General features: G+C 61.6%; 24 protein-coding genes and 1 tRNA gene. 13 read left to right on the forward strand and 12 right to left on the reverse strand.

Annotated elements, in window-relative coordinates; genetic code table 11:
- The first annotated feature begins 106 nt into the window (after window positions 1-106).
- The 3 genes from LDN90_RS17585 to LDN90_RS17595 all read left to right on the forward strand — a co-directional run bounded on the left by LDN90_RS17585 (window position 107) and on the right by LDN90_RS17595 (window position 2,649).
- Window positions 107-1,369, forward strand: a complete 1,263-nt coding sequence (locus LDN90_RS17585; RefSeq protein ID WP_223946504.1) for an MFS transporter — start codon at window positions 107-109, stop codon at window positions 1,367-1,369.
- Window positions 1,366-2,028, forward strand: coding sequence for a TMEM175 family protein (locus tag LDN90_RS17590; RefSeq protein ID WP_223946505.1), 663 nt, complete (start codon window positions 1,366-1,368; stop codon window positions 2,026-2,028). The genes LDN90_RS17585 and LDN90_RS17590 overlap by 4 nt, the downstream gene beginning before the upstream one ends.
- Before the next feature lie 114 nt (window positions 2,029-2,142).
- Entirely contained in the window at window positions 2,143-2,649 is a 507-nt protein-coding gene (locus tag LDN90_RS17595; RefSeq protein ID WP_216925167.1) for an Lrp/AsnC family transcriptional regulator, read from the forward strand.
- Between the two features lie 27 nt (window positions 2,650-2,676).
- On the opposite strand, the gene LDN90_RS17600 is transcribed toward LDN90_RS17595, so the two are convergent.
- The gene (locus LDN90_RS17600) at window positions 2,677-3,912 is read right to left on the reverse strand and encodes an MFS transporter (protein WP_223949326.1); all 1,236 of its coding nucleotides are present in this window, start codon (window positions 3,910-3,912) and stop codon (window positions 2,677-2,679) included.
- 168 nt (window positions 3,913-4,080) lie between these two features.
- Between LDN90_RS17600 and LDN90_RS17605 the strand changes: the two genes are divergently transcribed.
- From LDN90_RS17605 to zapE, 4 genes are read left to right on the forward strand one after another with little or no spacing between them, the layout of a single operon-like run.
- Complete coding sequence (locus LDN90_RS17605; RefSeq protein WP_216925165.1) at window positions 4,081-4,569, forward strand: Lrp/AsnC family transcriptional regulator; 489 nt, start codon at window positions 4,081-4,083, stop codon at window positions 4,567-4,569.
- 47 nt (window positions 4,570-4,616) lie between these two features.
- Window positions 4,617-5,042, forward strand: coding sequence for a DUF1761 domain-containing protein (locus LDN90_RS17610; RefSeq protein ID WP_216925164.1), 426 nt, complete (start codon window positions 4,617-4,619; stop codon window positions 5,040-5,042).
- 9 nt (window positions 5,043-5,051) lie between these two features.
- Window positions 5,052-6,047: a magnesium/cobalt transporter CorA gene (gene corA, locus LDN90_RS17615; protein WP_216925163.1), complete on the forward strand. Its 996-nt coding sequence runs from the start codon at window positions 5,052-5,054 to the stop codon at window positions 6,045-6,047.
- Entirely contained in the window at window positions 6,044-7,198 is a 1,155-nt protein-coding gene (zapE, locus tag LDN90_RS17620; RefSeq protein ID WP_223946506.1) for a cell division protein ZapE, read from the forward strand. Before corA ends, zapE begins: the two co-directional genes overlap by 4 nt.
- A 53-nt stretch (window positions 7,199-7,251) precedes the next feature.
- Here the strand turns inward: zapE and LDN90_RS17625 are convergent, their stop codons facing one another.
- Genes LDN90_RS17625 through LDN90_RS17645 form a run of 5 tightly spaced genes read right to left on the reverse strand, consistent with a single transcriptional unit; the run spans window position 7,252 to window position 9,480 of the window.
- The gene (locus tag LDN90_RS17625; RefSeq protein ID WP_223946507.1) at window positions 7,252-7,782 is read right to left on the reverse strand and encodes a ferritin; all 531 of its coding nucleotides are present in this window, start codon (window positions 7,780-7,782) and stop codon (window positions 7,252-7,254) included.
- Between the two features lie 45 nt (window positions 7,783-7,827).
- A complete protein-coding gene (gene crcB / locus LDN90_RS17630) occupies window positions 7,828-8,199 on the reverse strand; it encodes a fluoride efflux transporter CrcB (RefSeq protein WP_216925161.1) in 372 nt (123 codons plus the stop codon).
- Window positions 8,196-8,624 carry a CrcB family protein gene (locus LDN90_RS17635; RefSeq protein ID WP_223946508.1) on the reverse strand — a complete coding sequence of 143 codons (429 nt, stop codon included), beginning with the start codon at window positions 8,622-8,624 and terminating at the stop codon, window positions 8,196-8,198. The genes crcB and LDN90_RS17635 overlap by 4 nt, the downstream gene beginning before the upstream one ends.
- A complete protein-coding gene (locus tag LDN90_RS17640) occupies window positions 8,614-9,120 on the reverse strand; it encodes a universal stress protein (protein WP_216925159.1) in 507 nt (168 codons plus the stop codon). The genes LDN90_RS17635 and LDN90_RS17640 overlap by 11 nt, the downstream gene beginning before the upstream one ends.
- A gap of 15 nt (window positions 9,121-9,135) precedes the next feature.
- Window positions 9,136-9,480: a zinc ribbon domain-containing protein YjdM gene (locus tag LDN90_RS17645; protein WP_216925158.1), complete on the reverse strand. Its 345-nt coding sequence runs from the start codon at window positions 9,478-9,480 to the stop codon at window positions 9,136-9,138.
- A 203-nt stretch (window positions 9,481-9,683) separates the two neighbouring features.
- On the opposite strand from LDN90_RS17645, the gene LDN90_RS17650 reads away from it, so the two are divergent.
- From LDN90_RS17650 to LDN90_RS17660, 3 genes are all read left to right on the forward strand, one after another.
- Window positions 9,684-9,887: a cold-shock protein gene (locus LDN90_RS17650; protein ID WP_216925157.1), complete on the forward strand. Its 204-nt coding sequence runs from the start codon at window positions 9,684-9,686 to the stop codon at window positions 9,885-9,887.
- A 119-nt stretch (window positions 9,888-10,006) separates the two neighbouring features.
- Window positions 10,007-10,555: a putative glycolipid-binding domain-containing protein gene (locus tag LDN90_RS17655; protein ID WP_223946509.1), complete on the forward strand. Its 549-nt coding sequence runs from the start codon at window positions 10,007-10,009 to the stop codon at window positions 10,553-10,555.
- A gap of 28 nt (window positions 10,556-10,583) precedes the next feature.
- On the forward strand, window positions 10,584-11,333 hold the full coding sequence (locus LDN90_RS17660; protein ID WP_223946510.1) for a dienelactone hydrolase family protein: 750 nt from the start codon (window positions 10,584-10,586) through the stop codon (window positions 11,331-11,333).
- Window positions 11,334-11,388: 55 nt separating this feature from the next.
- Here the strand turns inward: LDN90_RS17660 and LDN90_RS17665 are convergent.
- The 5 genes from LDN90_RS17665 to galU form a co-directional block, all read right to left on the reverse strand.
- Window positions 11,389-11,461: transfer RNA gene (locus tag LDN90_RS17665), tRNA-Ala, on the reverse strand.
- Between the two features lie 37 nt (window positions 11,462-11,498).
- A complete protein-coding gene (locus tag LDN90_RS17670; RefSeq protein ID WP_223946511.1) occupies window positions 11,499-12,299 on the reverse strand; it encodes an NAD(P)H-binding protein in 801 nt (266 codons plus the stop codon).
- Between the two features lie 6 nt (window positions 12,300-12,305).
- A complete protein-coding gene (locus LDN90_RS17675) occupies window positions 12,306-13,217 on the reverse strand; it encodes a hypothetical protein (RefSeq protein ID WP_223949327.1) in 912 nt (303 codons plus the stop codon).
- Between the two features lie 131 nt (window positions 13,218-13,348).
- Window positions 13,349-13,975: a GNAT family protein gene (locus tag LDN90_RS17680; RefSeq protein WP_223946512.1), complete on the reverse strand. Its 627-nt coding sequence runs from the start codon at window positions 13,973-13,975 to the stop codon at window positions 13,349-13,351.
- 5 nt (window positions 13,976-13,980) lie between these two features.
- On the reverse strand, window positions 13,981-14,886 hold the full coding sequence (galU, locus tag LDN90_RS17685) for a UTP--glucose-1-phosphate uridylyltransferase GalU (protein WP_216925152.1): 906 nt from the start codon (window positions 14,884-14,886) through the stop codon (window positions 13,981-13,983).
- Between the two features lie 139 nt (window positions 14,887-15,025).
- Between galU and LDN90_RS17690 the strand changes: the two genes are divergently transcribed.
- The 3 genes from LDN90_RS17690 (at window position 15,026) to LDN90_RS17700 (ending at window position 16,929) form a co-directional block, all read left to right on the forward strand.
- On the forward strand, window positions 15,026-15,640 hold the full coding sequence (locus LDN90_RS17690) for a 5-formyltetrahydrofolate cyclo-ligase (protein WP_223946513.1): 615 nt from the start codon (window positions 15,026-15,028) through the stop codon (window positions 15,638-15,640).
- Between the two features lie 156 nt (window positions 15,641-15,796).
- On the forward strand, window positions 15,797-16,069 hold the full coding sequence (locus LDN90_RS17695; protein ID WP_216925150.1) for an FmdB family zinc ribbon protein: 273 nt from the start codon (window positions 15,797-15,799) through the stop codon (window positions 16,067-16,069).
- A 209-nt stretch (window positions 16,070-16,278) separates the two neighbouring features.
- Window positions 16,279-16,929, forward strand: coding sequence for an RcpC/CpaB family pilus assembly protein (locus LDN90_RS17700; protein WP_308169354.1), 651 nt, complete (start codon window positions 16,279-16,281; stop codon window positions 16,927-16,929).
- 61 nt (window positions 16,930-16,990) lie between these two features.
- On the opposite strand, the gene LDN90_RS17705 is transcribed toward LDN90_RS17700, so the two are convergent.
- Window positions 16,991-21,325: a DUF4011 domain-containing protein gene (locus LDN90_RS17705; protein WP_223946514.1), complete on the reverse strand. Its 4,335-nt coding sequence runs from the start codon at window positions 21,323-21,325 to the stop codon at window positions 16,991-16,993.
- Window positions 21,326-21,392: the final 67 nt, after the last annotated feature.

The raw sequence follows: 21,392 nt of genomic DNA on the forward strand, positions 1-21,392 counted from the left end.
CATGAATATTCCGCTCCAGCATGAGTAAGAGAATCATGCATTACTGCATGGATCATAAGCGAATCATGCATTGGAACGCACAGTCCCGGAAGCCTAATCTGGCCCGGTGAGTAAAACAGCAGTGAGCGCTACACCATGGGACGGGCACACCAAGGGTTCCCGTGGCTACCGACGTGTGCTTGCCGCCTTGGCCTTGGCCGGTGTCGCTACGTTCGCCCAGCTGTACTCAACCCAGGCGGTCCTCCCACTGATGGCGGCCGACCTCCGAATCTCCGCAGCAGAAGCCGCACTAAGTATCTCCCTGGCCACCGTGGGACTTGCCGTGAGCGTCCTGCCGTGGTCCTTCGTCGCTGACAGGATCGGCCGGGTCCGCGCAATGGCCATCGGCATCGGAGCAGCAACGGTGCTGGGTCTGGTTGTTCCACTGGCACCGACTGTTCCACTGGTCCTGGGACTGCGAACACTTGAAGGCATGGCCCTGGGGGGAATCCCAGCCATAGCCATCGCGTACCTCAACGAGGAAGTCACAACGATGCACACGGCACTGGCAGCCGGGAGCTACGTCGCTGGAACCACGCTCGGCGGACTTGCCGGACGCTTGGTCGCGGGTCCAGTGGGAGAACTATGGGGGTGGCGGACAGCTGCGCTGGCAGTGTCCGCGCTGGCCACCGTCTCCGCAGTCCTGTTCGTGGTGCTGGTTCCAAAACAGCGACGCTTCATGCCCGCGCCGGCCAGCGGATTCCGAGGAGCCTTGAGCACGCTGGGGAGCCATTCAGGAAACCCCAAACTGCTCTCCCTTTACCTTCAGGCATTCCTGCTCATGGGCGGATTTGTCGCGGTCTACAACTACCTCGGATTCCGACTCCACGGCGAACCATTCGGACTTCCCACCACACTGGTGAGCCTCATTTTCCTGGCCTATCTCTCCGGTACCGTAAGCTCCCGATGGGCGGCCGGACTCACTACGCGCTTCGGGCGGCGCAATGTGCTGCTCTTTGGGATTGCCATGATGATTGCCGGACTCGCCCTCACGTTGGCAGAGAACCTTGTGGCGACGCTGATCGGCCTCGTGGTGTTTACGGGAGGCTTTTTCGCAGCCCACAGCGTGGGTTCGGGTTGGACCGGCGCCATCGCCACAACAGGCCGCGCCCAAGCGGCATCGCTCTATAACCTCTCCTACTATTTGGGGTCCAGTGTCATCGGCTGGGCGGGAGGCCTGGCTTTCCAGGCATTCGGTTGGCCGGCTCTCGCCTGGAGCGTCATGGCCCTTGCCATCACGACGGCGGTAATCACCGCCGTCGTACATCGCTCACCGCCCGCGCAAATCAGGCCGCTTTCGGCACCGGAACCCCTACAATCGGAGGCATGACAGAGGTCGCAAGTTCCCGGGAGCTGTCCTCGCCCGAACGGCTGCAGGCGTTTACCGATGCCGTGGTGGCGATCGCCTTGACCTTGCTGATCCTGCCCCTCATGGAGAGCGTTGGTGAACTCGCTGACCATAAAGGCACCACCGCCCAGTGGTTTGCCGAGGAGCGGTATCCCCTCCTTGGATTCGTCCTGAGCTTCCTCCTTATCTCTGTTTTTTGGGTGCACCATCACCGGCTCTTCCGCAACGTCCGGCTGGTGGATTCAGTACTTTTGTGGCTGACTATCGCATGGATGTTCACCATTGTGTGGATGCCGGTGGCAACTGCACTGTCAGCACAGATGCATGCGGATTGGGCGCAGCCGCTTGTCTACATAGGAACGCTTTTCGCTACGAGCTTCCTTCTGCTGCTGGCTCGCGTCTATCTTCGCTCGCACCCGCACTTGCATGACCTGGACGAGGCGGCGACGAGATCCGGGATCCAGGCCGGGACCATCGTGGCGGCCCTCTTCCTCGCCGCACTGATCCTGGCTCTCATAGTTCCGGACCTGGGGAACCTGCCGTTGCTCCTGATGGTGCTCAGTGAGCCACTCCAACGGCTCGCCCGGCGTCGGAGCCTGAAGAACAGCGAGCGAGAAGACGTGGATCCAGCGCAAAAATAATCCACGTTGTACCGCGGTGAGCCCAGCCAAATATTCGGGAACCGCGAGTAGGAACGAATGGATAGCCAGGATTTCAATGATTATGATGAATGAAAGGCAATTTCAGGAGGATCCGTGAGCAACCCCGCGAAGAATGTTCGGCCAACTTCGGGCAGCGCCGAGCCGCTGGACGCTATTGATGAACGAATTCTCGCCGCCCTGGTGGAGGACGCCCGCATCTCCAACAAACAATTGGCCGAACTCGTGGGAATCGCTCCCTCCACTGCGCTGATGCGCACAAGGGCCCTGTCCGAACGCGGGATAATCGAAGGCTTTGAAGCGATCCTCAGCCTGCCGGCCATCGGTCGCTCGGTGCAGGCGCTCATCGCTGTCCGTCTCCGTGCCCACGACCGGGACCAGATCGACCGTTTCACTGCACGCGTCCCTAAGCTGCCGGCAGTGATCTCCACTTTCCACACCACAGGCTCCGTGGACTATCTTCTGCACATTGCCGTCGCCAACACCGACGACCTCCGCAACTGGCTGCTCGATAACCTCGCTACTGATCCGGTGGTCGGACACACGGAGACCACGATGGTCTTCCAGCACATCCCCGGCAACCGCGGTCCGCTTCCCGAGTAAGCCAGGCTGGCTCCCGGATAATCACGCTCAGGCGCGCAGGGCACCCCGGAGTGACGCCGCTGCGAGCGCCAGTGCCGCAACCCCGCACAGCACGGTAAAACCGACGACGGCGGTCTGCAAGCCCAGCGCCGAGACCGCCAATCCCAAGCCAATCACCGGAACCGCACTTCCCAAATACGTGATGACGTACACCGTGCTGATGACCTGCGCATGACGGGCCGCCTCTACCTTCCCGGCTACGTCGTTGAACACCTGGCGGAACGCGACGCCCTGCCCTGCGCCGGCGGTCACGCTGGCGGCAACCAGCAACAACGGACTCGACCAAGCAGCGGCAGCTCCCACCAGGACTATCGAGATGCCCAACACTGCCAAGGCAACGGGGACCAGGTAGCGTCCGCGCACTCCCACCAACTGACTGAGGGCCGATGCACCCAAAGTCACCCCAGCCAGCAACCCGATAAGGGGTCTGGAATCAGCATGCACCGCAGTTGCGAAATATCCGGGAGCCAGCGACAGACAGAAACCAAAGACTGCGAAGCTCAGGAAACCCACTGCCGATGCCATCCAAAAGGCACCGCGTGCGTGACTGGAAATGGCGGGTTTTCGTGGAGCGAGAACCTTGAACGCCGGCTTTCCTGCGGCGGGGGCAATCGCCGGCCTTGCCTTGAGTAGCCACAGCGGAATGAGCGCGGCGAGCAGCACCCCGGAGTGGATGTAGTACGGCGTTCGCGTAGGGTCCGGAAGCAGCGACAGGAGACCACCGATCGCGGGTCCGGCAGCCACACCACCAGCCGAGGAGAGCAACGTGAAGCGGGAAGCCCAGTCAGGCCTCTGAGGCAACAGTTCACGCAGGGCTGCGGAACTGGCCCCGGTGGCCAGCCCTACTGCCACGCCTTGGAAGGCCCTGCCGAGGGACAGCATGCCAAGACTGTCAGCATTCGCGAAGATGATGCCGCCCAGCAAACCCATGACGACGGCAAGCACCAGAGCCGCCCGCCTCCCAATGTGATCGGACCAGTGCCCCGCCACCATGAGAACCACAACAAGCGCCAGTACGTAACTGGCAAAGGCCACCGTGACGTCCAAAGGGGACATGCCCAGCCGGGCCTGCAGCAAAGGATATAGAGGTGTGGCCAGGTTTGCGCCCACCAACAGGGTGAAGATCACTATGCCGGCCAGGACCAACCTCGCAGTGGTGCTCGCATCCCAACTCCGGACGTCGGCGGTGGCCGGGCGCATGCGGAGTTCGCTCAAGACAGTCATTTCCGTGCCTTTGATTCGGGGCTGCACGCGGGCTCCTTGTGGGATGGAGGCGCAGCCAGGTTTCGGTAGCAACAGATTGCCGTAGTACTGCGCTCAACGAAGTACAAACGTGGGAAAATTGAGCAAAATACTCAAAGTAGCGTCGTCTAAGTAAGCCGGAGTGACCATTTGAATACCTTGGACCCCATGGACTTGAAGATCCTGCTGGAACTCATCAAGGACCCCCGCATCCAGATCGCCGAGCTCAGTGACTCACTCGGCATCGCCCGCAATACTGCGCAGAGCCGCCTCAAACGCCTGCTCCGGTCCGGGGTCCTTCAGGCAGCAGGTCGCGAAGTGGACCTCGAAAAGGTGGGGTACGACGTCGTAGCTTTCATCACCATTGAAGTGACACACCGCGAACTCGATGGCGTCATCGGCGCCCTGCGGCTGATTCCGCAGGTGCTGGAGGTCCACGAAATCTCCGGCCGTGGAGATCTCTGGTGCCGCGTGGTGGCAACCGATACGCATAACCTGCAATCCGCGCTGAGGTCCGTCCTGCGCACCAAGGGCGTCATCCGCACAGAAACTGTCCTGGCCCTCCACACGCACATCCCCTACCGCACGGAGCCTTTGATGGAAAGGCTCGCCGGTTCCACCAACACGCGGTCAGCATGAGCCCTTGGACACGGTCCCAGGGGTCGCCCCCGATTAGGCTTTTGACCATGGATTGGCTCTCACACATATTGCAGATCAACTGGCTCGCTGTCCTCCTGGCTTTCATTTCAAGCATGGTGATCGGGTTCGTTTGGTATATGCCGGCCGTCCTTGGGCGCCGGTGGATGCAAGCGATCGGCAAAACCGAAGAGGACCTTAAGAACATCGATGGTGGAGCTGGCATCTGGATTCCCATGATGCTTGCTGCGGCGCTCACCAGCATTCTGCTGGCCATCCTGATCAGTGCTCTGGCGCTCAACACTTTCCTGTCCGGCGGCCTCTTCGCCCTGATCCTGGCTTTGGTCTTCCGTGCCGGAGGACATGTCATTCACAATGGTTTCGCGGGGCGGCCCTCTGAGGTGACTGTTATTGATGCGGGGCACGACATCCTCGCCATGACCATTGCCGGCGCCATCATCGGTGCCATGCAGTAGCGTTCACTCGTGACCATCATTGATAACGCCGTCTATGTAGAGGGCGTACGCACAGCCACCCCACGCAACCTTGAGCAGACTTTCGAGACACTCTCGGAGCAAGGAGGCATGGCATGGATCGGGCTATACCGGCCCACCCGGGACGAGATGGCCGCGGTCGCCCACGAATTCGGCCTCCACGAACTCGCCGTGGAGGACGCCGTTTCAGCGCACCAGCGGCCAAAACTGGAACGTTACGACAACAACCTCTTCACGGTCCTGCGACCCGCCCGCTATCTGGATGATTCCGAGACGGTGGAGTTCGGCGAGCTGCACATCTTCACGGGTCCCAATTTCGTGGTGACCATCCGCCATGCCGAGACCGGCGGAGTTGCGCGTGTCCGGCACCGTTTGGAGCAGCGCCCGGACCTTTTACGGCATGGACCGGAAGCGGTACTGTATGCCCTCCTGGACCAGGTGGTGGACGATTATGCGCCTGTCGTGGCCGGGCTTGAGAACGACATCGACGAAATTGAGGACCAGCTCTTCAGCGGCGATACAGCGGTGTCCCGCCGGATCTATGAACTTGCCCGTGAAGTCATCCAATTCCAACGGGCCATCCAGCCTCTTCCGGACATCATGGTGCTGCTGGAGAAGGGCTTCGAGAAGTACGGCGTGGACATCGAACTCCAGCGTTCCCTCCGCGACGTAGAGGACCACGTCCAGCGCGTCATCTCCAGGGCGAACTCCTTCAGGGACCTCCTGCAGAACGCCTTGACCCTTGATGGCACCCTGACAGCGAACCGCCAGAACGAGGCGAGCGCCGCGCAGAACGAACAGGTCAAGAAGATTTCCTCGTGGGCCGCCATTCTGTTCGCTCCCTCCTTTGTGGCAGGGGTTTACGGCATGAACTTCGACCACATGCCCGAACTGCACTGGGACTTCGGCTATCCAATGGCCATCGGGCTCATGTTCGGCGCAGCCATGCTCATGTATCTCATTTTCAAGCGGAAGGGTTGGCTGTGACGCCCCCGCTCCTACCGCAGCGAGGGCCGGGAGCACGGGATTCTGTCCTGGCGCTGCTGGAGGGCATCACGCACGACGCCGGACGGTTGGGTTTCCAGCTTGAGCCCAGTCAGCATGAAGCAGCGCAGCGGTTGGCGGCATTTGGCGCAGCGGTAACGGCCCGCCGTCGAGCGCGTCAGCAAAGGACGCCGCGGAGCATCTATCTTCACGGACCTGTGGGTCGCGGCAAAACGTGGCTCATGGACAGTTTCCACGACAGGCTCCGGGCTCGGAAACGCCGCATCCACTTTCATGATTTCTTCCGCAAGCTCCACACCGGAACGCACCGTTCCGGTTCCGCGGATGGAACAGCCATACAGCACTCTGTGGATGTGCTCCTGGCCGATATCGACGTCCTGTTCTTCGACGAATTCCATGTCCACGACGTCGGCGATGGGATGTTTATCGCGCGATTACTGCGAACCGCAGCGCAGCGCCGGATTCCCTTGGTGGTGACGTCCAACTACGCCCCTGACGACTTACTGCCCAATCCCCTGTGGCACGACCATTTTGTGCCCACCATCGAAGCCATCAAAGAGATGATGGAGATTGTGGAGATCAACGGCCCCGCCGATTTCCGGCGGTTTCCATCAGCAGGTTCAAAACCCGGTGACGCGCCCACGGCATTTAGCTCTGGCCGGATCATCACGCCGGGCACGCCCAAACAACTGGGACGGTTGGGACTCTTCCGCCCGTCCCTGTCCCAAAGCCGTGTACTGACCCCAACAACGCAACCGATCGTGGTCAAGAACGCAGACCCGGACCTGCTCTGGGTGGGGTTCCCGGAATTGTGTGCGGGGCTGACCTCCACCGCGGACTTCCTGACCTTGGCGCACAGTTTCAAGACCTGGGTCATCGACGACGTTCCCTCCCCTGCCGGGGGCGACCCCGCTTCCGCGCCCGCGTGGCAGCGGTTCAGCAATGCCGTGGATGTGCTTCACGATCAGGACATCACCTTGTTCCTGATCGGCGCGGGGCCCCTGGACTGGGACGCTGAGCCCTCCGGCGGCGTCCTGCCCGTGGATCTGGCCCGCATTGCCAGCCGCCTGTCCCTGCTGGGCAGGTCCGACAATGACGATGCTTTGGCAATCGAAGAGGCCGCCGGAAGCTGAGCCTCAGGCGGCCTCGGGAATGCTGTGGGCGTTGACCCCTTGGTTTATTGCTCCTAGATCGCGCCGCCTGCAGCAGAGGGCGCACTGGAATCATGCCCGGCATCGCCAACGCTCTCACGGGCAACGTAATTCTCGATGTCGAAGAGGTTTTCCGCCCGCTCCGTGATGTTGAGAAGCGTGGTCATGGAGGCAACTTCCTCAACCTGTTCCTTGAGGAACCACAGCATGAACTGCTCGCCCAAGGCGTCGCCCTCAGCACGGGCGGCGCGGAACATCTCCTCAATGTTGCGCGTAACTTCCCTTTCCTGCTCAAGAGCCAAAGCGATCGGTTCCTTGGCGTTGGTGAAGTTATTGCGGACCGGGGCGATGCCGGGAATCTCAACGGGCACGTTGCGGTCCAGCATGTACTGGACCATCATCATGGCGTGATTGCGCTCCTCGAGGGACTGGCGGTAGAAATGCCGGGCAAGCTGCGGCAAGTCCTGGCCGTCAAAATACACGGCCACTGCAATGTATTGCTGGGAGGCCGCAAATTCATTGGCGACCTGAACGGACAACAGCTCATTGAATGTCTTCTTAGCCATGGGACCGATCCTACAGCCGGGCCAAGACAGCCAGAAGGTCATCTGTTAAGCCAGCAGCAGAGCGAACCAAACACCCGCGGCGGCAGCCCCGACGCTAACGGCCATGGAACCCAATCCGTTGACGAGCGCCAGCCCCAGCCGCCCACTCTGTACCAGCCTGATGGTCTCCAGGCTTGCCGTGCTGAAGGTGGTGTAACCGCCCAGGAAACCAGTGCCGAGGATGAGTTGAAGGGATTCAGGCGCCTGCCCTTCCATCACCAGGCCAGCCAGGAACCCCAGGAGCAAGGAACCGGAAACATTGATGAGGATGGTGGCCCACGGCATGGCAGTACGTACGCGTGCCCGGATGAGCCCGTCCGCCATGAACCTAACAGCCGCGCCCAGTCCCCCCGCGAGGGCCAACAGGAGGACAGTCATTTCGCACGCCTGTGATGCCATGCGGCGAACCAGATTCCGGCAATGGTTGCAAGCGCCCCACCCAGCAGGCTCACGCCCAGATAACCCAGGGCAGCAGTCGTGTGACCCGCAGTGAACAGGTGCACAGCATCCAATGCAAGCGTGCTGTATGTGGTGTAAGCACCCAGGAAGCCCGTACCCAAGGCGAGTCGCAATACCCGCCGATGTCCGACGTCGGGCCCGCTCCTGGCCAACCCCTCCAGCAAAGCGCCGAGTGCCAGGGCGCCGGAAAGGTTGATCAGAAGAGTGGGTAATGGCCAGGACCCTGGGGCAGGAATCAACAGTCCGAGGCCGTAGCGGGCGAGCGCCCCCAGGACGCCGCCTGCTGCCACAATTCCGATGAACCCCCAGTGAAGATGGACGGGACGCCTGATCTCAGTCGTCATCGTCCACCGGTACCCGTGGCTCCACGGGCACAACCAGCACAGGGCGGTCCTGGCGGTGGAAGAGCTGCCGGGCAATGGAGCCCGCCGTCAGCTCTTTGATGGCCGAACCGAGCTTGCGGTCCCTTGAGCCCACCACAATCATGGACGCCCCGATATCTTCGGCCTCGCGTGCCAACGCCCGTGCCGGCTCCCCTGCCAGGGAAACGATGGACCAGGTCAGATCAGCCTCAGCCAACTGGGTGGCGATTGCTGCCCGAACGGATTCCGGAGCGTTCTCGGCGTCATCGTCCACGCCGTCCGGATCGATCGGGGCAGACGGCCCACCCGTGGTGCCGTCCAGGGGATAGACGGTCACATCGACGAACGCGCACACCAGCGGGAGCCCGGCGCTGAGCGCCACCTCGGCGGCACGCTCGACGACGACGGGCCGCTGCCCGGGCATGACGCCTACCAGGACGGGGCCGACGAGGCCTTTGGGTACGGAGGTCCCGGTCATAGTGCAGGCCTCCCGTCAGACTTTCTTCACAACGCTGGACTTGAGCTGCATGGGGCCGAATCCGTCCACTTTGCAGTCAATATCGTGGTCTCCCACGCCGTCGACGAGCCGGATGTTCCGCACTTTGGTGCCGACCTTGATGGCCGTAGCGCTGCCCTTCACTTTGAGGTCCTTAATCACCGTGACGGTGTCTCCGTCACTCAGGATGTTGCCCACCGCGTCTTTGATGACGTGGGCCTGCCCGTCGGTCTCGGCTGCGGGTGACCATTCGTGGGCGCATTCAGGGCAAACCAACAGCGCGCCCATCTGGTAGGTGTATTCACTGGAGCATTCGGGGCACGGAGGCAGAGAGTCGTTCACAGGGTAATTCTAAAGGGGGATCCACCGCAGCCCGGCTGTTCAAAGCACAGCCAGACAGCGCACCCAGAGACCACGACATTACGAAAGACGCTGCAGAATCTGTTGCCCCATGTCAGATCGACACATAGGCTCAATAATGTGAGTGGCGGGGACGGTGATCCGACAAGCGGTACCGACCAGCGACCCGTGAAGGAAAAACAAGCATGGCTACAGGCACAGTAAAATGGTTCAACGCTGAAAAGGGCTTCGGATTTATTGCCCCGGACGACGGTGGCCCGGATGTATTCGCCCACTATTCCGCAATTGCCTCCAGCGGATACCGTTCCTTGGACGAGAACCAGAAGGTCCAGTTCGACATCACCCAAGGCCCTAAGGGACCTCAGGCGGAGAACATCCAACCCCTCTAAACTCCCACAAGAAACCGGCCAGGCATATTACGTGCCTGGCCGGTTTTGTTGGACCGCTTCCTCGCGGGGCAACTTCGGAAGAAACTGATGCCATCACGGAAGCGGTGGGAAGTGTGCCTGTGAGCTACACCTGGTATGGCGTGCAGATGCGCAGCATCGAATGCCTCCACTTCACCATGGGCGGAAAACTCAGGGCCCGCTCCACCATCACTGACCCCAACGGCCGCTGCGACTACGAGGTAACCCTTGATGACCAGTGGGTCTTTCGCGAGCTTACGCTTCAATGCCACGACGATCGGCGGCTTGAGGTCCAGCGCGGCACCCACGGAACCTGGAGCGTCAATAGTGAGCCACGCCCTGACCTGGCGGGCGCAATCGACATCGACCTGGCCTTCAGCCCCTTCACCAACACCCTGCCGATCCGGCGACTCAACCTCGCCATTGGGTCCCGGGCCGAGATCACCACGGCCTATATCGACGTGCCCTCGTTCCGAGTGCTGCCGGACCCACAGGCGTACACGAGAATCGCCGTCAATCTATACCTCTATGAATCACTGGACAGCGACTTCAGCCGGCAAATCACCGTCGATGCTGACGGGTTCGTCATCGACTACCCCGGCCTGTACTCACGGAATCCACCACCTGGCTGGTCCCAGTACCCGCCGTGATTCCAGCAAGCTCCGATAGTGTGGGTCCATGCCTATCGAGATCCCTGCCGCAGAAGGCACCGCAGAGGCATTGGTGGCCCGGCCGTCCACCGTAACCGGCCCTGTTCCTGGCGTGATCTTCTACATGGACGCCTTCGGCCTACGCCCCCGAATCCAGGAGATGGCGCAGCGCATCGCCGACTGGGGATACGTGGTGCTAGCGCCGAACGTTTTCTACCGCGAAGGATCAGTCGCTGAGCTCGCCCCAGTCGGGGACATGTCAACCCAGGAAGGCCGGGAGGCGGCAGGCAAGGCTGCCTTCCCCCGGGTGGCCCGCCTGACGCCGGACAAGGCAATGCCGGACATCGAGGCATGGCTGTCCGCACTGGCCGGGCTAGACGGCGTGGCTCTCGGACCCGTGGGGACAACCGGTTACTGCATGGGTGCCCGGCTGGCTGTGCGCACCGCCAACTCCCACCCGGACGTGGTGGCAGCCTGCGGCGGTTTCCACGGCGGCGGGCTGGCCACGGACCAGCCTGACAGCCCGCACCTCGGGCTGAGCAAGGCACGATCCCGTTTCGTATTCGGTCACGCGGACCATGACCGGAGCATGGCACCGGATGCCGTAGCCAGGTTGGGCGCCGCCCTTAAGGCCGCGGGGCTCGAGGCGTCGAACGAAATATATGCGGGGGCGCCACACGGCTACACCATGGCGGATACCTCCGCCTTCCACCCCGAAGCCACCGAGCGGCACTTCCAGGAGCTGCAGGCTTTGCTCGACAGCACATTGAACGGCTGAACACCCCGGACCGCCACCGTGGCTGCGAAGCTTGGAGGCTGGAGGGCCTTTTCTGTGGAGCTAAGGAGATTCGAACTCCTGACCTCTTCGATGCGAACGAAGCGCTCTACCAACTGAGCTATAGCCCCTGGGCACGGCGTCTACGGCCGGGCCAGTGTCCCTAGGCTACAAAGTTTCCGAACGCTTTTCCAACCACGACACGAACGTTTCATTGCCATACCTTTGCTCGGGCATGAGGTTGAGCCCTGCACGTAGGTAGGCGCCCATGGCGCCCGGGACTGGGACGTCCAGAACCTTTCCTCGCGCACCAGTAATGGCTTTCCATGACTCCGCCATGTCCTTCATCGCCAGGACCTCCGGCCCACCAATAGTCCTGACACGATGCCGCTCCGGAGAAGGCGCTTCGAGTGCAGCTTCGAGCAAGGCAACTGCGACTTCCCTGGGTGAAATCGTTTGGAAGCGCACACCCTTGAATGTAGGAATCAACCGCACCTTTGCGCCTGCAGCAAAGATCATTTCCACCAGGCTGTGGAATTGTGTGGCCCTGATAACGACCGTTTCCAGTTCGGCCCTCGCATAAACCCGTTCCTTGTCTGCCTTGGAAACATAGAAGGAATACGTGCTCTGGTCACAATTGATAATCGACAAGGCCACAGCCTTGCGCACCCCTGCGTGGTGAGCTGCTTCCAGAAGACGCGCGCCGCCGTCGGCGAATTCCTTTTGGGCTTTCCCGAACCTGCCCTCAAGGCAATCAATAACGACGTCGGCTCCCGCCAGCGCAGCTGCCAAACCTTCGCCCGTGGTGACGTCGCCAGCAAAGTAGGTGGCGCCGTCGTGATGCTTCCCCGAACCGGGAGGCGGCATATGGCGGCTCAGGGCGGATACTGTGTGGCCGGCGTCGAGCGCCTGGCGAACAACTTCACGGCCTACCTGGCCGGTGCCACCTGCAACACAGAGCGTGGTCATGCGAGGCTAGGCGCGGCGACGCTGCAGGACATCATCCAGGTTGCTCAGGGCACTCTGCCCCTTGGATGCGGTACGCACCTGCGCAGCTGCTGCGGCCTCCGCCTGCTCAACGCTTTGCTTTAGCACCGGCTTGCCCACAGGCTTGGGAGCTTCAGGAAGATCCAAGGGCTCCGGAGCGGGGCGCGGGGCCTTGGCGGCACCAACATAGGTGGGCTTGGGAACCTCAACCGGTTCCCAGCTGGCATCTTCGGAACCTGCCGCCGCTTCAGCAGACTTGTCACCAACGGACTTGTCGCCAGCAGCCAGGGCAACAGCCAAGGCAGCCTGGCGTAGTTCCACGGCCGAAAGGCGTGCGGCTTCGAGCTTTCCAGCCTCAGCATCGAAAACCGGAGTTTCCTTGGCTTCGACAGGCGGTTCCTTTGGCAGGTACCGTGCAGGGGTTTTGATAGGCACCACTGGTGCAGCCCGACGCGCGCGCCGTTCCCGAAGATCCCGGAGGGCGAGTCGACGCAAAGTCACCACGGCAAGTACCGAACCCACGAACGACACCAACGGCAGCCAGATGGTACCGGTGCCGAACAGCCGCAGCACACCCGAAACAATGGCAGTCAGCAATAAGGCAAGGCCGGCCAAGGCCAAGGTGAGCCGGGCATAACGGATCGTAAAGGGAGTGGCGGGCGGCTTCTTGGTAGACGACTCAGCCATGCTGGATTCCTGGGGCGACGCCGGTGCTTTGCTGTGCATGGTCTCCATCGGTTTCTCCTGCCGGGGTGCCAAAGTCAGTACCACCCCTGCCTGCGTTTCGTCTGGTTCGTCGTCAAATGCCTCTGCTGAAACAGCGGCTGCCTGGACCTGCTGCCGTCTGTTCCGAAGAACGTAAGGAGCGACCCATACCATCCAAAGCGCGACAGTGACCACGAGTATCACTGAGCTGCTGAGAGGGAAGTCCACATTCAAAACCGTAGAAGCAAATCATCAGGGGCGGCGGCATTGCGGTCGGTGTGTCGTCGGCGAGTCCGCAAATGAATGGAGATACGGCTCAAAAGGGCCTATGAGCTGCCTGTTCTTCCTCTGAGCCACCCGTCAAGGAGTCCCAGCGGAACTTCCTCCGACGTAAGCGCGAAAGAGCGATGATCCGCCCACTCGCCATTGATGTGCAGGTATCTCTGCCGGTAGCCCTCGTCCCGGAATCCGAGCTTTTCCACCACCCTGAGACTGGGCGCGTTCTCAGGCCGGATATTGATTTCCATCCTGTGCAGGCCAAGGGTCCGGAAGCAGTGGTCCGTAGCCATCGCAACTGCAGTGGGAGCAATACCGTGCCCGGCGCGTTCCTTATCAACCCAGTAGCCGAGGGTGGCCATCATTGCCGAACCCCACACGATGGATGAGACCGTCAACTGGCCCACAATTTGAGGATCACGGAAACCCTCGGTCCGCTCTGTGATGAGGAAGGGCAAGGCCGTGGACTGCCGGGCTTGAGCATTCAGGGATGCCACCATTTGGCGGTAACTGGGCAGGCGCCCACCCGGCGCAGGATTGGACGCCTCCCAAGGCGCAAGCCATTCACTGTTCCGCGAACGGACTTCAGACCACTCCCGCTTGTCGCGGTAACGGATTGGCCGGAGCACCAAGGCTCCGCTTTCCAGCGTTACCGGCCAGATCGCAGAGCCGTACACCGGTGTTATTTGGGAAGACCGGCGGTGAAGCTGGGCAGCCACTCGCGGAGCTCGGGCCCCAGGTCATCGCGTTCGCATGCCAACTCGATGCAGGCCTTCAAGTAGCTCAGCTTGTCACCGGTGTCATAGCGGCGTCCACGGAAGACAACGCCATAAACGCCGTAGCCTTCACCTTCCCCGGCAGCCAGAACCTCAAGGGCATCCGTCAGCTGGATCTCTCCGCCGCGTCCGGGAGCAGTGTTTTCCAGAACGTCAAACACTGCCGGGTGGAGAACGTAACGGCCGATCACCGCGAGGTTTGATGGAGCTTCTTCGGGGGACGGCTTTTCCACCAGCTGCTTGATGCGGACGTAGCCGTCCTCATCGTTTTCCTCGACGTCGGCGCAACCGTAGGCGCTGATCTTGGACGGCTCAACTTCAATGAGGGCAACAACGGAACCGCCCGTCTTCTGCTGGACAGCGATCATTTCGCTGAGCAGGTCCTCGCGGGGATCAATCAGGTCATCGCCCAGCAAGACGGCGAAGGGCTCGTGCCCGACGTGCTGCTTTGCACGAAGGACCGCATGGCCGAGGCCGTTGGGGTCGCCCTGGCGGACGTAGTGGATGTCGCCCAGGTTGGTGGCGGACTGGATGGCTTCAAGCTTGGCCGTATCGCCCTTCTCTGCCAGCGTTGCTTCCAACGCCGGCACACGGTCAAAGTGATCTTCCAGGGCGCGCTTGCTGCGCCCGGTGATCATCAGGACGTCGTGCAGGCCAACCTTCACCGCTTCTTCGACGACGTACTGGATGGCTGGCTTGTCAACCACGGGCAGCATTTCCTTCGGCATCGCCTTTGTGGCGGGGAGGAACCTGGTACCAAGACCCGCTGCGGGGATGACGGCCTTACGGACAGCATTGTTATCGAGAGTCACCGGACTAATGTAACGGAAGGAATACATCAACGGGTAAACCCTCGCCGTGGCAAGACGCAGAAAGAACCCTTGAAATTGAGCGGATTTGCTGCTTTACGTAGACCACGGCAGCCCTCGGGAATCTCATGATCGGACAAAAATGGCATCGAAGGAAGACATCCGCAGCAGCCGACGCCTATACAGGCGCAGCCTCTCCAAGGAGCAACTAGCCCAAGCCGGCGAATCGATTGCGCGGCACGGCTTGGCATGGGCCCGGAAAATTTCGGCCGGATCGCCCAGGACCTTCGCCATCTACGTGGGTGTCTCCCACGAACCCCCAACCATGCCCCTGATAGCAGGGCTCCACGACGCCGGCCACCAGGTCCTGCTTCCGGTTTGCGAGGCCGGCCGCCAGTTGAGCTGGGTGTACTGGACGCCGGAGACAGCATTCGTCCGGTCCGACTACGCACCCATCGACGAACCCGAAGGTGAGCGTTTGGACAGTGCTGTGGTGAGCGCTGTTGCGGGCATCTTCATGCCGGCCACCGCCGTGGACCGGGATGGCAACCGCATCGGACAAGGCGGCGGCTACTACGACCGTCTCCTCCAACACCTGGACAATTCCGGTGGGCGGCCGCCCACCATTGCGGTGGTGTACGACGACGATGTGTTGCCTTCCGGAGCTATTCCCGCCGAGCCCTTTGACCGCCCGGTGCCGGACGCGTTGACGCCCTCGGGAATCATCACGCTTGGCGGTGGGAGTGACCTGGATTGACGCATACGTGAGGTCTCGCATTTATATCGACTTGGCAGATAGCGAATGAGCCGGATGGGGATGATAGAATTGGCACTCAGGCCCTGCGACTGCTAATGCGGAGATTCTCCGCCACGGCTCCACAGGACCTGAACTTTGTCCTGAAGGAGGAACTCAGTGCCCACATATGCATACGCCTGCAAAGACTGTGACCATGCCTTTGACATCGTCCAGTCCTTCTCTGACAGCTCCCTGACGGAGTGCCCTGAATGCAAGGGCGCGCTTCGCAAGAAGTTCAACAGCGTCGGCGTTGTCTTTAAGGGCTCGGGCTTCTACCGCACGGATTCGCGCGATGCCAAGGGCAGCACCGTCTCCGCTGCGCCCTCCTCCCCGGCCACTCCGGCCCCAGCTGCCACGCCTGCACCCGCAGCCGCTGCTGCAGCCAGCTAGCCAGCACTTTTCCACATAGGGCACCCGGCCGCTGTTGGGCGGCCGAGCCCGGTGGCTAACGTGGCGTCATGCCACTAAAGTCAACCACTTCGCTACTCCCCCGCCGCGAACATGCCAGTCCGCCCGTCAGGGGCCTTGGTCGCTCCCGGAACAAGCCATCAAACAGGGCTGGCCAATTCCTCCCCCGGAACCAGGGGCCACATCGCCAAGTGAGGCTGGGCTCCAGGCAGAGCCTCAAATTCTGGGCCGCCCGGAATCGTCGGCTGACAGTTGCACTGCTGCTCTGCCTGGCCACGGGCATTACTGTCCAACAGTTGACCCCTGTCTCTGAGCAGCGCGTCAGCATTCTCGTGGCTGCCCACGACCTCGCAGCAGGCACAAGCCTCACCAAGACAGACTTCACCAATGTTGGCGTGCCGCCCGACCTCGCGATTTCCGGAGCCCTGGAGGATCACGTTTCACTGGTGGGCCGCCAGCTTGCCTCGCCCTTGACCAAAGGGCAGATCCCCACTGAATCCAACCTTCTAGGGCCGGGACTTCTCACCGGTGCACCTGTCGGCTCAGCTGCGGTCCCCCTTCGCATGGCCGACCCTTCATCCATCCAGCTTCTGTCCCCGGGACAGCTGGTGAATATAGTACTTACCGCCGCCGGTTCATACGACGAATCCCGGCAAACCGAAGTCCTGGCCGCGTCCGTCCCTGTTCTATGGACATCTGCCCAAGGAGGTAAACCCGGCCAATGGCTCGGAACCAGCGACACCGACGGCTTGATGGTGGTAGCTGCAGATCGCCCACAAGCAGAAAAGCTTGCCGGCGCATCAACGCAAGGCAAGCTTTTCTTTGTTTTGGTCAATCCCTAGGTTTTGTTCAATCCCAGGGTTTGGTCAATCCATGGTGCAGGTTTTGGATTCAAAGACGCAATCAGCCCCAATGCGGGGGCTTTTGCTCCTTCAACCACTGCTCATGGTCATAGTTGTCTTCGTCGCCCCAACGCCGGGGATCGTCTTCAGCTGCCTTGGTAGGCAAGATTCCACCCGAGGCTTGCTTCGCCGCTGGCGTCTTTGTCTCTGCCTGCTCTTCAGCGTTTTCGGCGCCCACAGCTGTGGCCTGTTCGTCAGAGCCGCTGTCGTTGCCGGTTCCCTGTTCATTCACTGGTGCTTCAGTCCCATCCTCTGGATCACTGCGGGTTGGATTGCCGGCTTCAGCGTCGCTTGGTTCGCTATCCGATCCCCCGCGCCAGTCCACATCCGTTTGCCCGGGCTGCTGTGGTTCCAGCGATGCCTGGGCACCTCCCGGGCCTTGCCGATGCGAAGCCCGGGTTGCGGAGGAACTGCTGTACGAGGACCTGCTTTGCGAGGAACTGCCGTACGAGGACCCGGTGTACGAGGAACTCCCATAGGAGGAGCTGGCATACGAGGAACCTGCATTGTCCAGATTCAATTGTTCAACATCCATGTCCAGGAAGCCATGCTCCGATGGCGTCACGGCCTGGGGAACATGGTTCTCAAGTCCCAAATAGGAGCCGATTCGATCTGCGCAGGACGAGGGATCCGTGAACACTTCAATGGTCCACAGGGACATGTACCGCCAGCCCATGCGTTCCAGAAGCTGGGGCCTCAGACGGCTACGTTCGCGGACACTCATGCGCCGGTAACGTTCCGTGCCATCGGACTCGATGGCAACGGGCGTGGGAATCTCGGCGCCTTCCCGTCCAATGGTGTGGACGGGATCGGCGGCGGCGGCAATGTCCAGCACACCGTCATAGAGGTGCCACACGCGCGCACCCCTGGCCCGCAACCTCTCGCCGAGATCGGCAACCAGAGGGTCCTCGCCCAATGCCTGTTCGCTGGCAACGGCGCGCGAGGCAGGAGTTCCAAGGTTGCTGTTCCCGGACAGTTCCCGGTCCAGCAGTTCGTAAAAGTCCACGGCCCCATGTGCCAGGCGATCCAGATCCAGATCTTCCGGGCGGAAGCAGCTTAGGACGTGCATGGAACGGCGTGCGCGGGTCATTGCCAAGGCAAAGCGGTTGCGTCCGCCCTCGGTGGACAGGGGTCCGAACGAGTGCAAGGCGCGGCCATGTGGAGTCCGGCCGTAGCCCAGGGAGAAAATGACATGGTCACGCACGAGGCCTTGGGCTCGCTCGAGGTCCACTACGCGGAAGGACTCGGGGCCAGCACCGAAGAAGGCGGACAACAAGGGGTGGTTGGGCAATTGAAGCCTGATAGCCTCGCCAATCCGCGCAGCATGGCGCAGGCTGGCCGTGACCACAGCCAAGGAAGTCCGGGGCCGAAGCCTGGCATGCTCGAAGACAAGGTCTACCACTCGGTTGACCTCCGCCGTAACGGATTCAACGCCCTCATGGTCGGCGCCTGGGAGTCCGGTGCCATCGGGGATGTACTCCACCAGGATCGAACGATCCAGGCCCGTCACCGAACTGCCATCGGGCAAACGCCGGAGGCCGCCGTCGTAGTAGTTCTTGCTCAACTGCAGGATCAGGTCCTCATCGACGGCCCGGTAGACCCAGTTCAGCTGCCAAGTGGGCAGGACGCGTGCCAGGGCCTTGAACGCACTGTCCACGGTCTCATGGCTGGCCACTCCCGCCACCGGAGGTTCCACGGCCACGCCGAAGGTGCGGGCATTGGCGATCTTCGCGTCACCGAAGGCTATGACCTGCCGGGCTCGCGCAATCGCCGGAAGGACCGCCTGAAGCGACGTCGATTCAGCATCGATGATGATCACGGCGTCAAACTTCTGCTCCGCGGGAAGAACTCCCGTCAACAGGTAGGGGCTCACGGACCACACCGGGACAAGCATGGGTACGAGGTCAGGAGCCTGGGCACTCAGAGCCGGGAGCGTAACCCGGCCATCCTTGAGCAGGACTCGAAGCAACTCGGCCTGCCGGGGGTGCTCCACTATCCCCTCGCCCCACTTCCGGGCCAACTGCCACCGCAAACGTGCAGCACCACTGGCAATGTGCGCTTGGTCCGCAAGGCGGTACTCAGCTTCAAGGCGGCGGAGGGAGTCGCCGTCGGACATGGCGAGGTAGTCGTCACCACTGATCATTGCTTCCAAAGCAGACTGCCACCAGGCGAGGTCCAGCTCGGCTGCCACGGAAGCGGCCGGCACTTCACGGGCAGCAAGGTCAGCGAGCAGCTCGCCAAGTCCGTGCTCGCGCATCTCCTCAATCAGGAGCGTGCGCTCGGGGAGCGTTTCAAGCGTGGCTGTGTCCGCTACGAGCCGTTCGAGCCGCTCCATCAGTTCCAGGTATGGCGTCTGGTGCAGCGAACCACCGGCAGAGGTGTGCTTGAGTGCCTCACCCAGTCGGCGAAGCTCGCCATCGAGTTCGCGGTACAAGGACCCGAGGTCGGCGAGCCCGGACGGCACGGCCGGGTGGCGTTGCGTGGTGGCATAGCCCGCCCACAGAGCACGCTGCTCCTGGACGAGGACCAGGGAGCTGTGCAGGTCCGCAATGTGAACACCAGGCCGCACATACTCTTTTGCCACCCGCCGCAGCCTCGAACGCTGCATCGAGGGCATCTCCAGGTTTCGCTCCCGCCGCCACGCAGAGCTTGCAGTTGCAGAGATGAGGTCATGCACCGGGCGATCGAAAATATCCGGAGTGAACTTGTCCAGGCTCTCACGCACGGCAATGAGCAATTCAAGCTGCGCGCCCCACTCGGTGAAAGTGTCCGCCAAACGGATCTCGGCATGATCCGAAACCTGCTTCATACGATCGCGCAGTACGGGAAGTTTCTCCTCGGCGATACGGGCAAGCTGTTGGGCCTCTTCTGTCTCCTTGCGGGTTACGAGGCGGGCACCGTACCAGGGGCTGGACGTGGAAGAGCGGCTAAAGCTACCCAGCTCGGCAGCGCGACGCAAGCGGCCAGCGAGTTCTTCACGGTCCTTGATGTTGTCCAGCACACTGCGCTTGAGGCGCACTGTGGTGGACGGCGCAGGGTGGATGGACGTCAATTCGGCCAATGATTGCATCGCCTGGTACGGCGAGCAGCCCCAACGTTCGCGGACGTTGTGGAGCGAGGCGACATGGTCCATCAGGGCATGCCGGTGTCCGATCAGCGTCTGGTGGAGGTTCCCAAGCTGGGGTTCCAGTGCCTTTTCGTTGCGCATGATGGCACGGACCAACTGGCCCTTTAGCTGCTGGGGTGTGGTGCCGTTGCCCGGACGGAACAACATCGAATCGAGGCCCAGCGACTCCAGGTGCGCAGATAGTCCTGCAAGGCTGGACTGCCGGTCCCCCACTACGAGGACGGATTTGCCTTCGCTGACCAAGGCGCCAATCGCATTGATTGCCGTCTGGGTCTGGCCGCTGCCTGGTGGGGTGCTGACAACAAGCGAATCTCCTGCGCGAACGGCGTCCACAACATACTGCTGGTCCGTGTCGGCATCTAGCAAAAGCAGTTCGTCTGCCGGGTCGCGTTCATCAAGGCTGGCGAACCGCCCCGCTTTGATGGGTTCAGGCTCGATGTCGCCACCATTGGCAACAGCTGCCAAGGCTGCCACGGTGGGGTTGTTCATGTTGATCCACGGATCGTCCAGGTTTCCTGAAAGATCAGCCAAAGTGGTCACGAGCAAGTTGAATTCAACCTCGGCCCCGTGAATGGGCTGAACCAGGGTAGCCAGGCGATCCAGGACCGGCTGGGGGTCCAGCCTGGCGGTGTTGTAGGCCATGCGGGCTACTGCATTGACGTCGAAGACGATTCCGTGGACTGTCTTCAGGTGACGCACCAAAGCCGGGTTCATGCGTGCTTGCTCGGTGAGCTGCAACTCGAAATCGTCCTCGCCCGGGCGAACGGTCAGGACAATGGAGGTCAGCATGACAGGAGCCGAAACCCGCTGGGGTTTCCCACCTACGGCTGAAGTCCACACCACCGTGCCCGCGGAGAGGTATCCGGCCTCGATACCGCGATCATTGCTGAGCTCAAAAATTTTGGACCGGATGTTGCGCGCGGCCCGTGCCGCCACCAGATATTGCTGTCGGTCGCGGATCAGCGTGGACAACCGCGTTCTACGCCCCGCCAGCAGCTGCGCGAGGCCCGAGGGATGTGCGTTGCTGAGATCGATGGCGCCTTCGGGCGTCTTCACGAAACGCAGCATCGTGTCCGCCCCTGTAACGGGCTTAAGTCCGGACAGCCATTTCCGGAGCTCTTCGGAGCCCTCTTCCTGGCCTTGACCTAATGACACAACTGCTGCCTTCTTTTCTGTACTAGCTTTAGACGCCTTGGACCATACCGGCATACTTTCGAGGGTAGCGGGAATACTCCTTCAGCCCGCTCCGCAACACTGTGGCAATACGAAATTCGCC

Origin of the sequence: Arthrobacter sp. NtRootA1, assembly GCF_019976975.1 — a bacterium.
GTDB lineage: Bacteria > Actinomycetota > Actinomycetes > Actinomycetales > Micrococcaceae > Arthrobacter > Arthrobacter aromaticivorans.

Coding starts and splice junctions, on each gene's coding strand:
- LDN90_RS17690 (WP_223946513.1), top strand. CDS start 15,026: ATGGCATCGAAGGAAGACATCCGCAGCAGCCGACGCCTATACAGGCGC.
- LDN90_RS17640 (WP_216925159.1), bottom strand. CDS start 9,120: ATGACCGGGACCTCCGTACCCAAAGGCCTCGTCGGCCCCGTCCTGGTA.
- LDN90_RS17660 (WP_223946510.1), top strand. CDS start 10,584: ATGCCTATCGAGATCCCTGCCGCAGAAGGCACCGCAGAGGCATTGGTG.
- LDN90_RS17670 (WP_223946511.1), bottom strand. CDS start 12,299: ATGACCACGCTCTGTGTTGCAGGTGGCACCGGCCAGGTAGGCCGTGAA.
- LDN90_RS17705 (WP_223946514.1), bottom strand. CDS start 21,325: ATGCCGGTATGGTCCAAGGCGTCTAAAGCTAGTACAGAAAAGAAGGCA.
- LDN90_RS17625 (WP_223946507.1), bottom strand. CDS start 7,782: ATGGCTAAGAAGACATTCAATGAGCTGTTGTCCGTTCAGGTCGCCAAT.
- LDN90_RS17610 (WP_216925164.1), top strand. CDS start 4,617: ATGGATTGGCTCTCACACATATTGCAGATCAACTGGCTCGCTGTCCTC.
- crcB (WP_216925161.1), bottom strand. CDS start 8,199: ATGACTGTCCTCCTGTTGGCCCTCGCGGGGGGACTGGGCGCGGCTGTT.
- LDN90_RS17635 (WP_223946508.1), bottom strand. CDS start 8,624: ATGACGACTGAGATCAGGCGTCCCGTCCATCTTCACTGGGGGTTCATC.
- LDN90_RS17650 (WP_216925157.1), top strand. CDS start 9,684: ATGGCTACAGGCACAGTAAAATGGTTCAACGCTGAAAAGGGCTTCGGA.
- LDN90_RS17590 (WP_223946505.1), top strand. CDS start 1,366: ATGACAGAGGTCGCAAGTTCCCGGGAGCTGTCCTCGCCCGAACGGCTG.
- LDN90_RS17600 (WP_223949326.1), bottom strand. CDS start 3,912: ATGACTGTCTTGAGCGAACTCCGCATGCGCCCGGCCACCGCCGACGTC.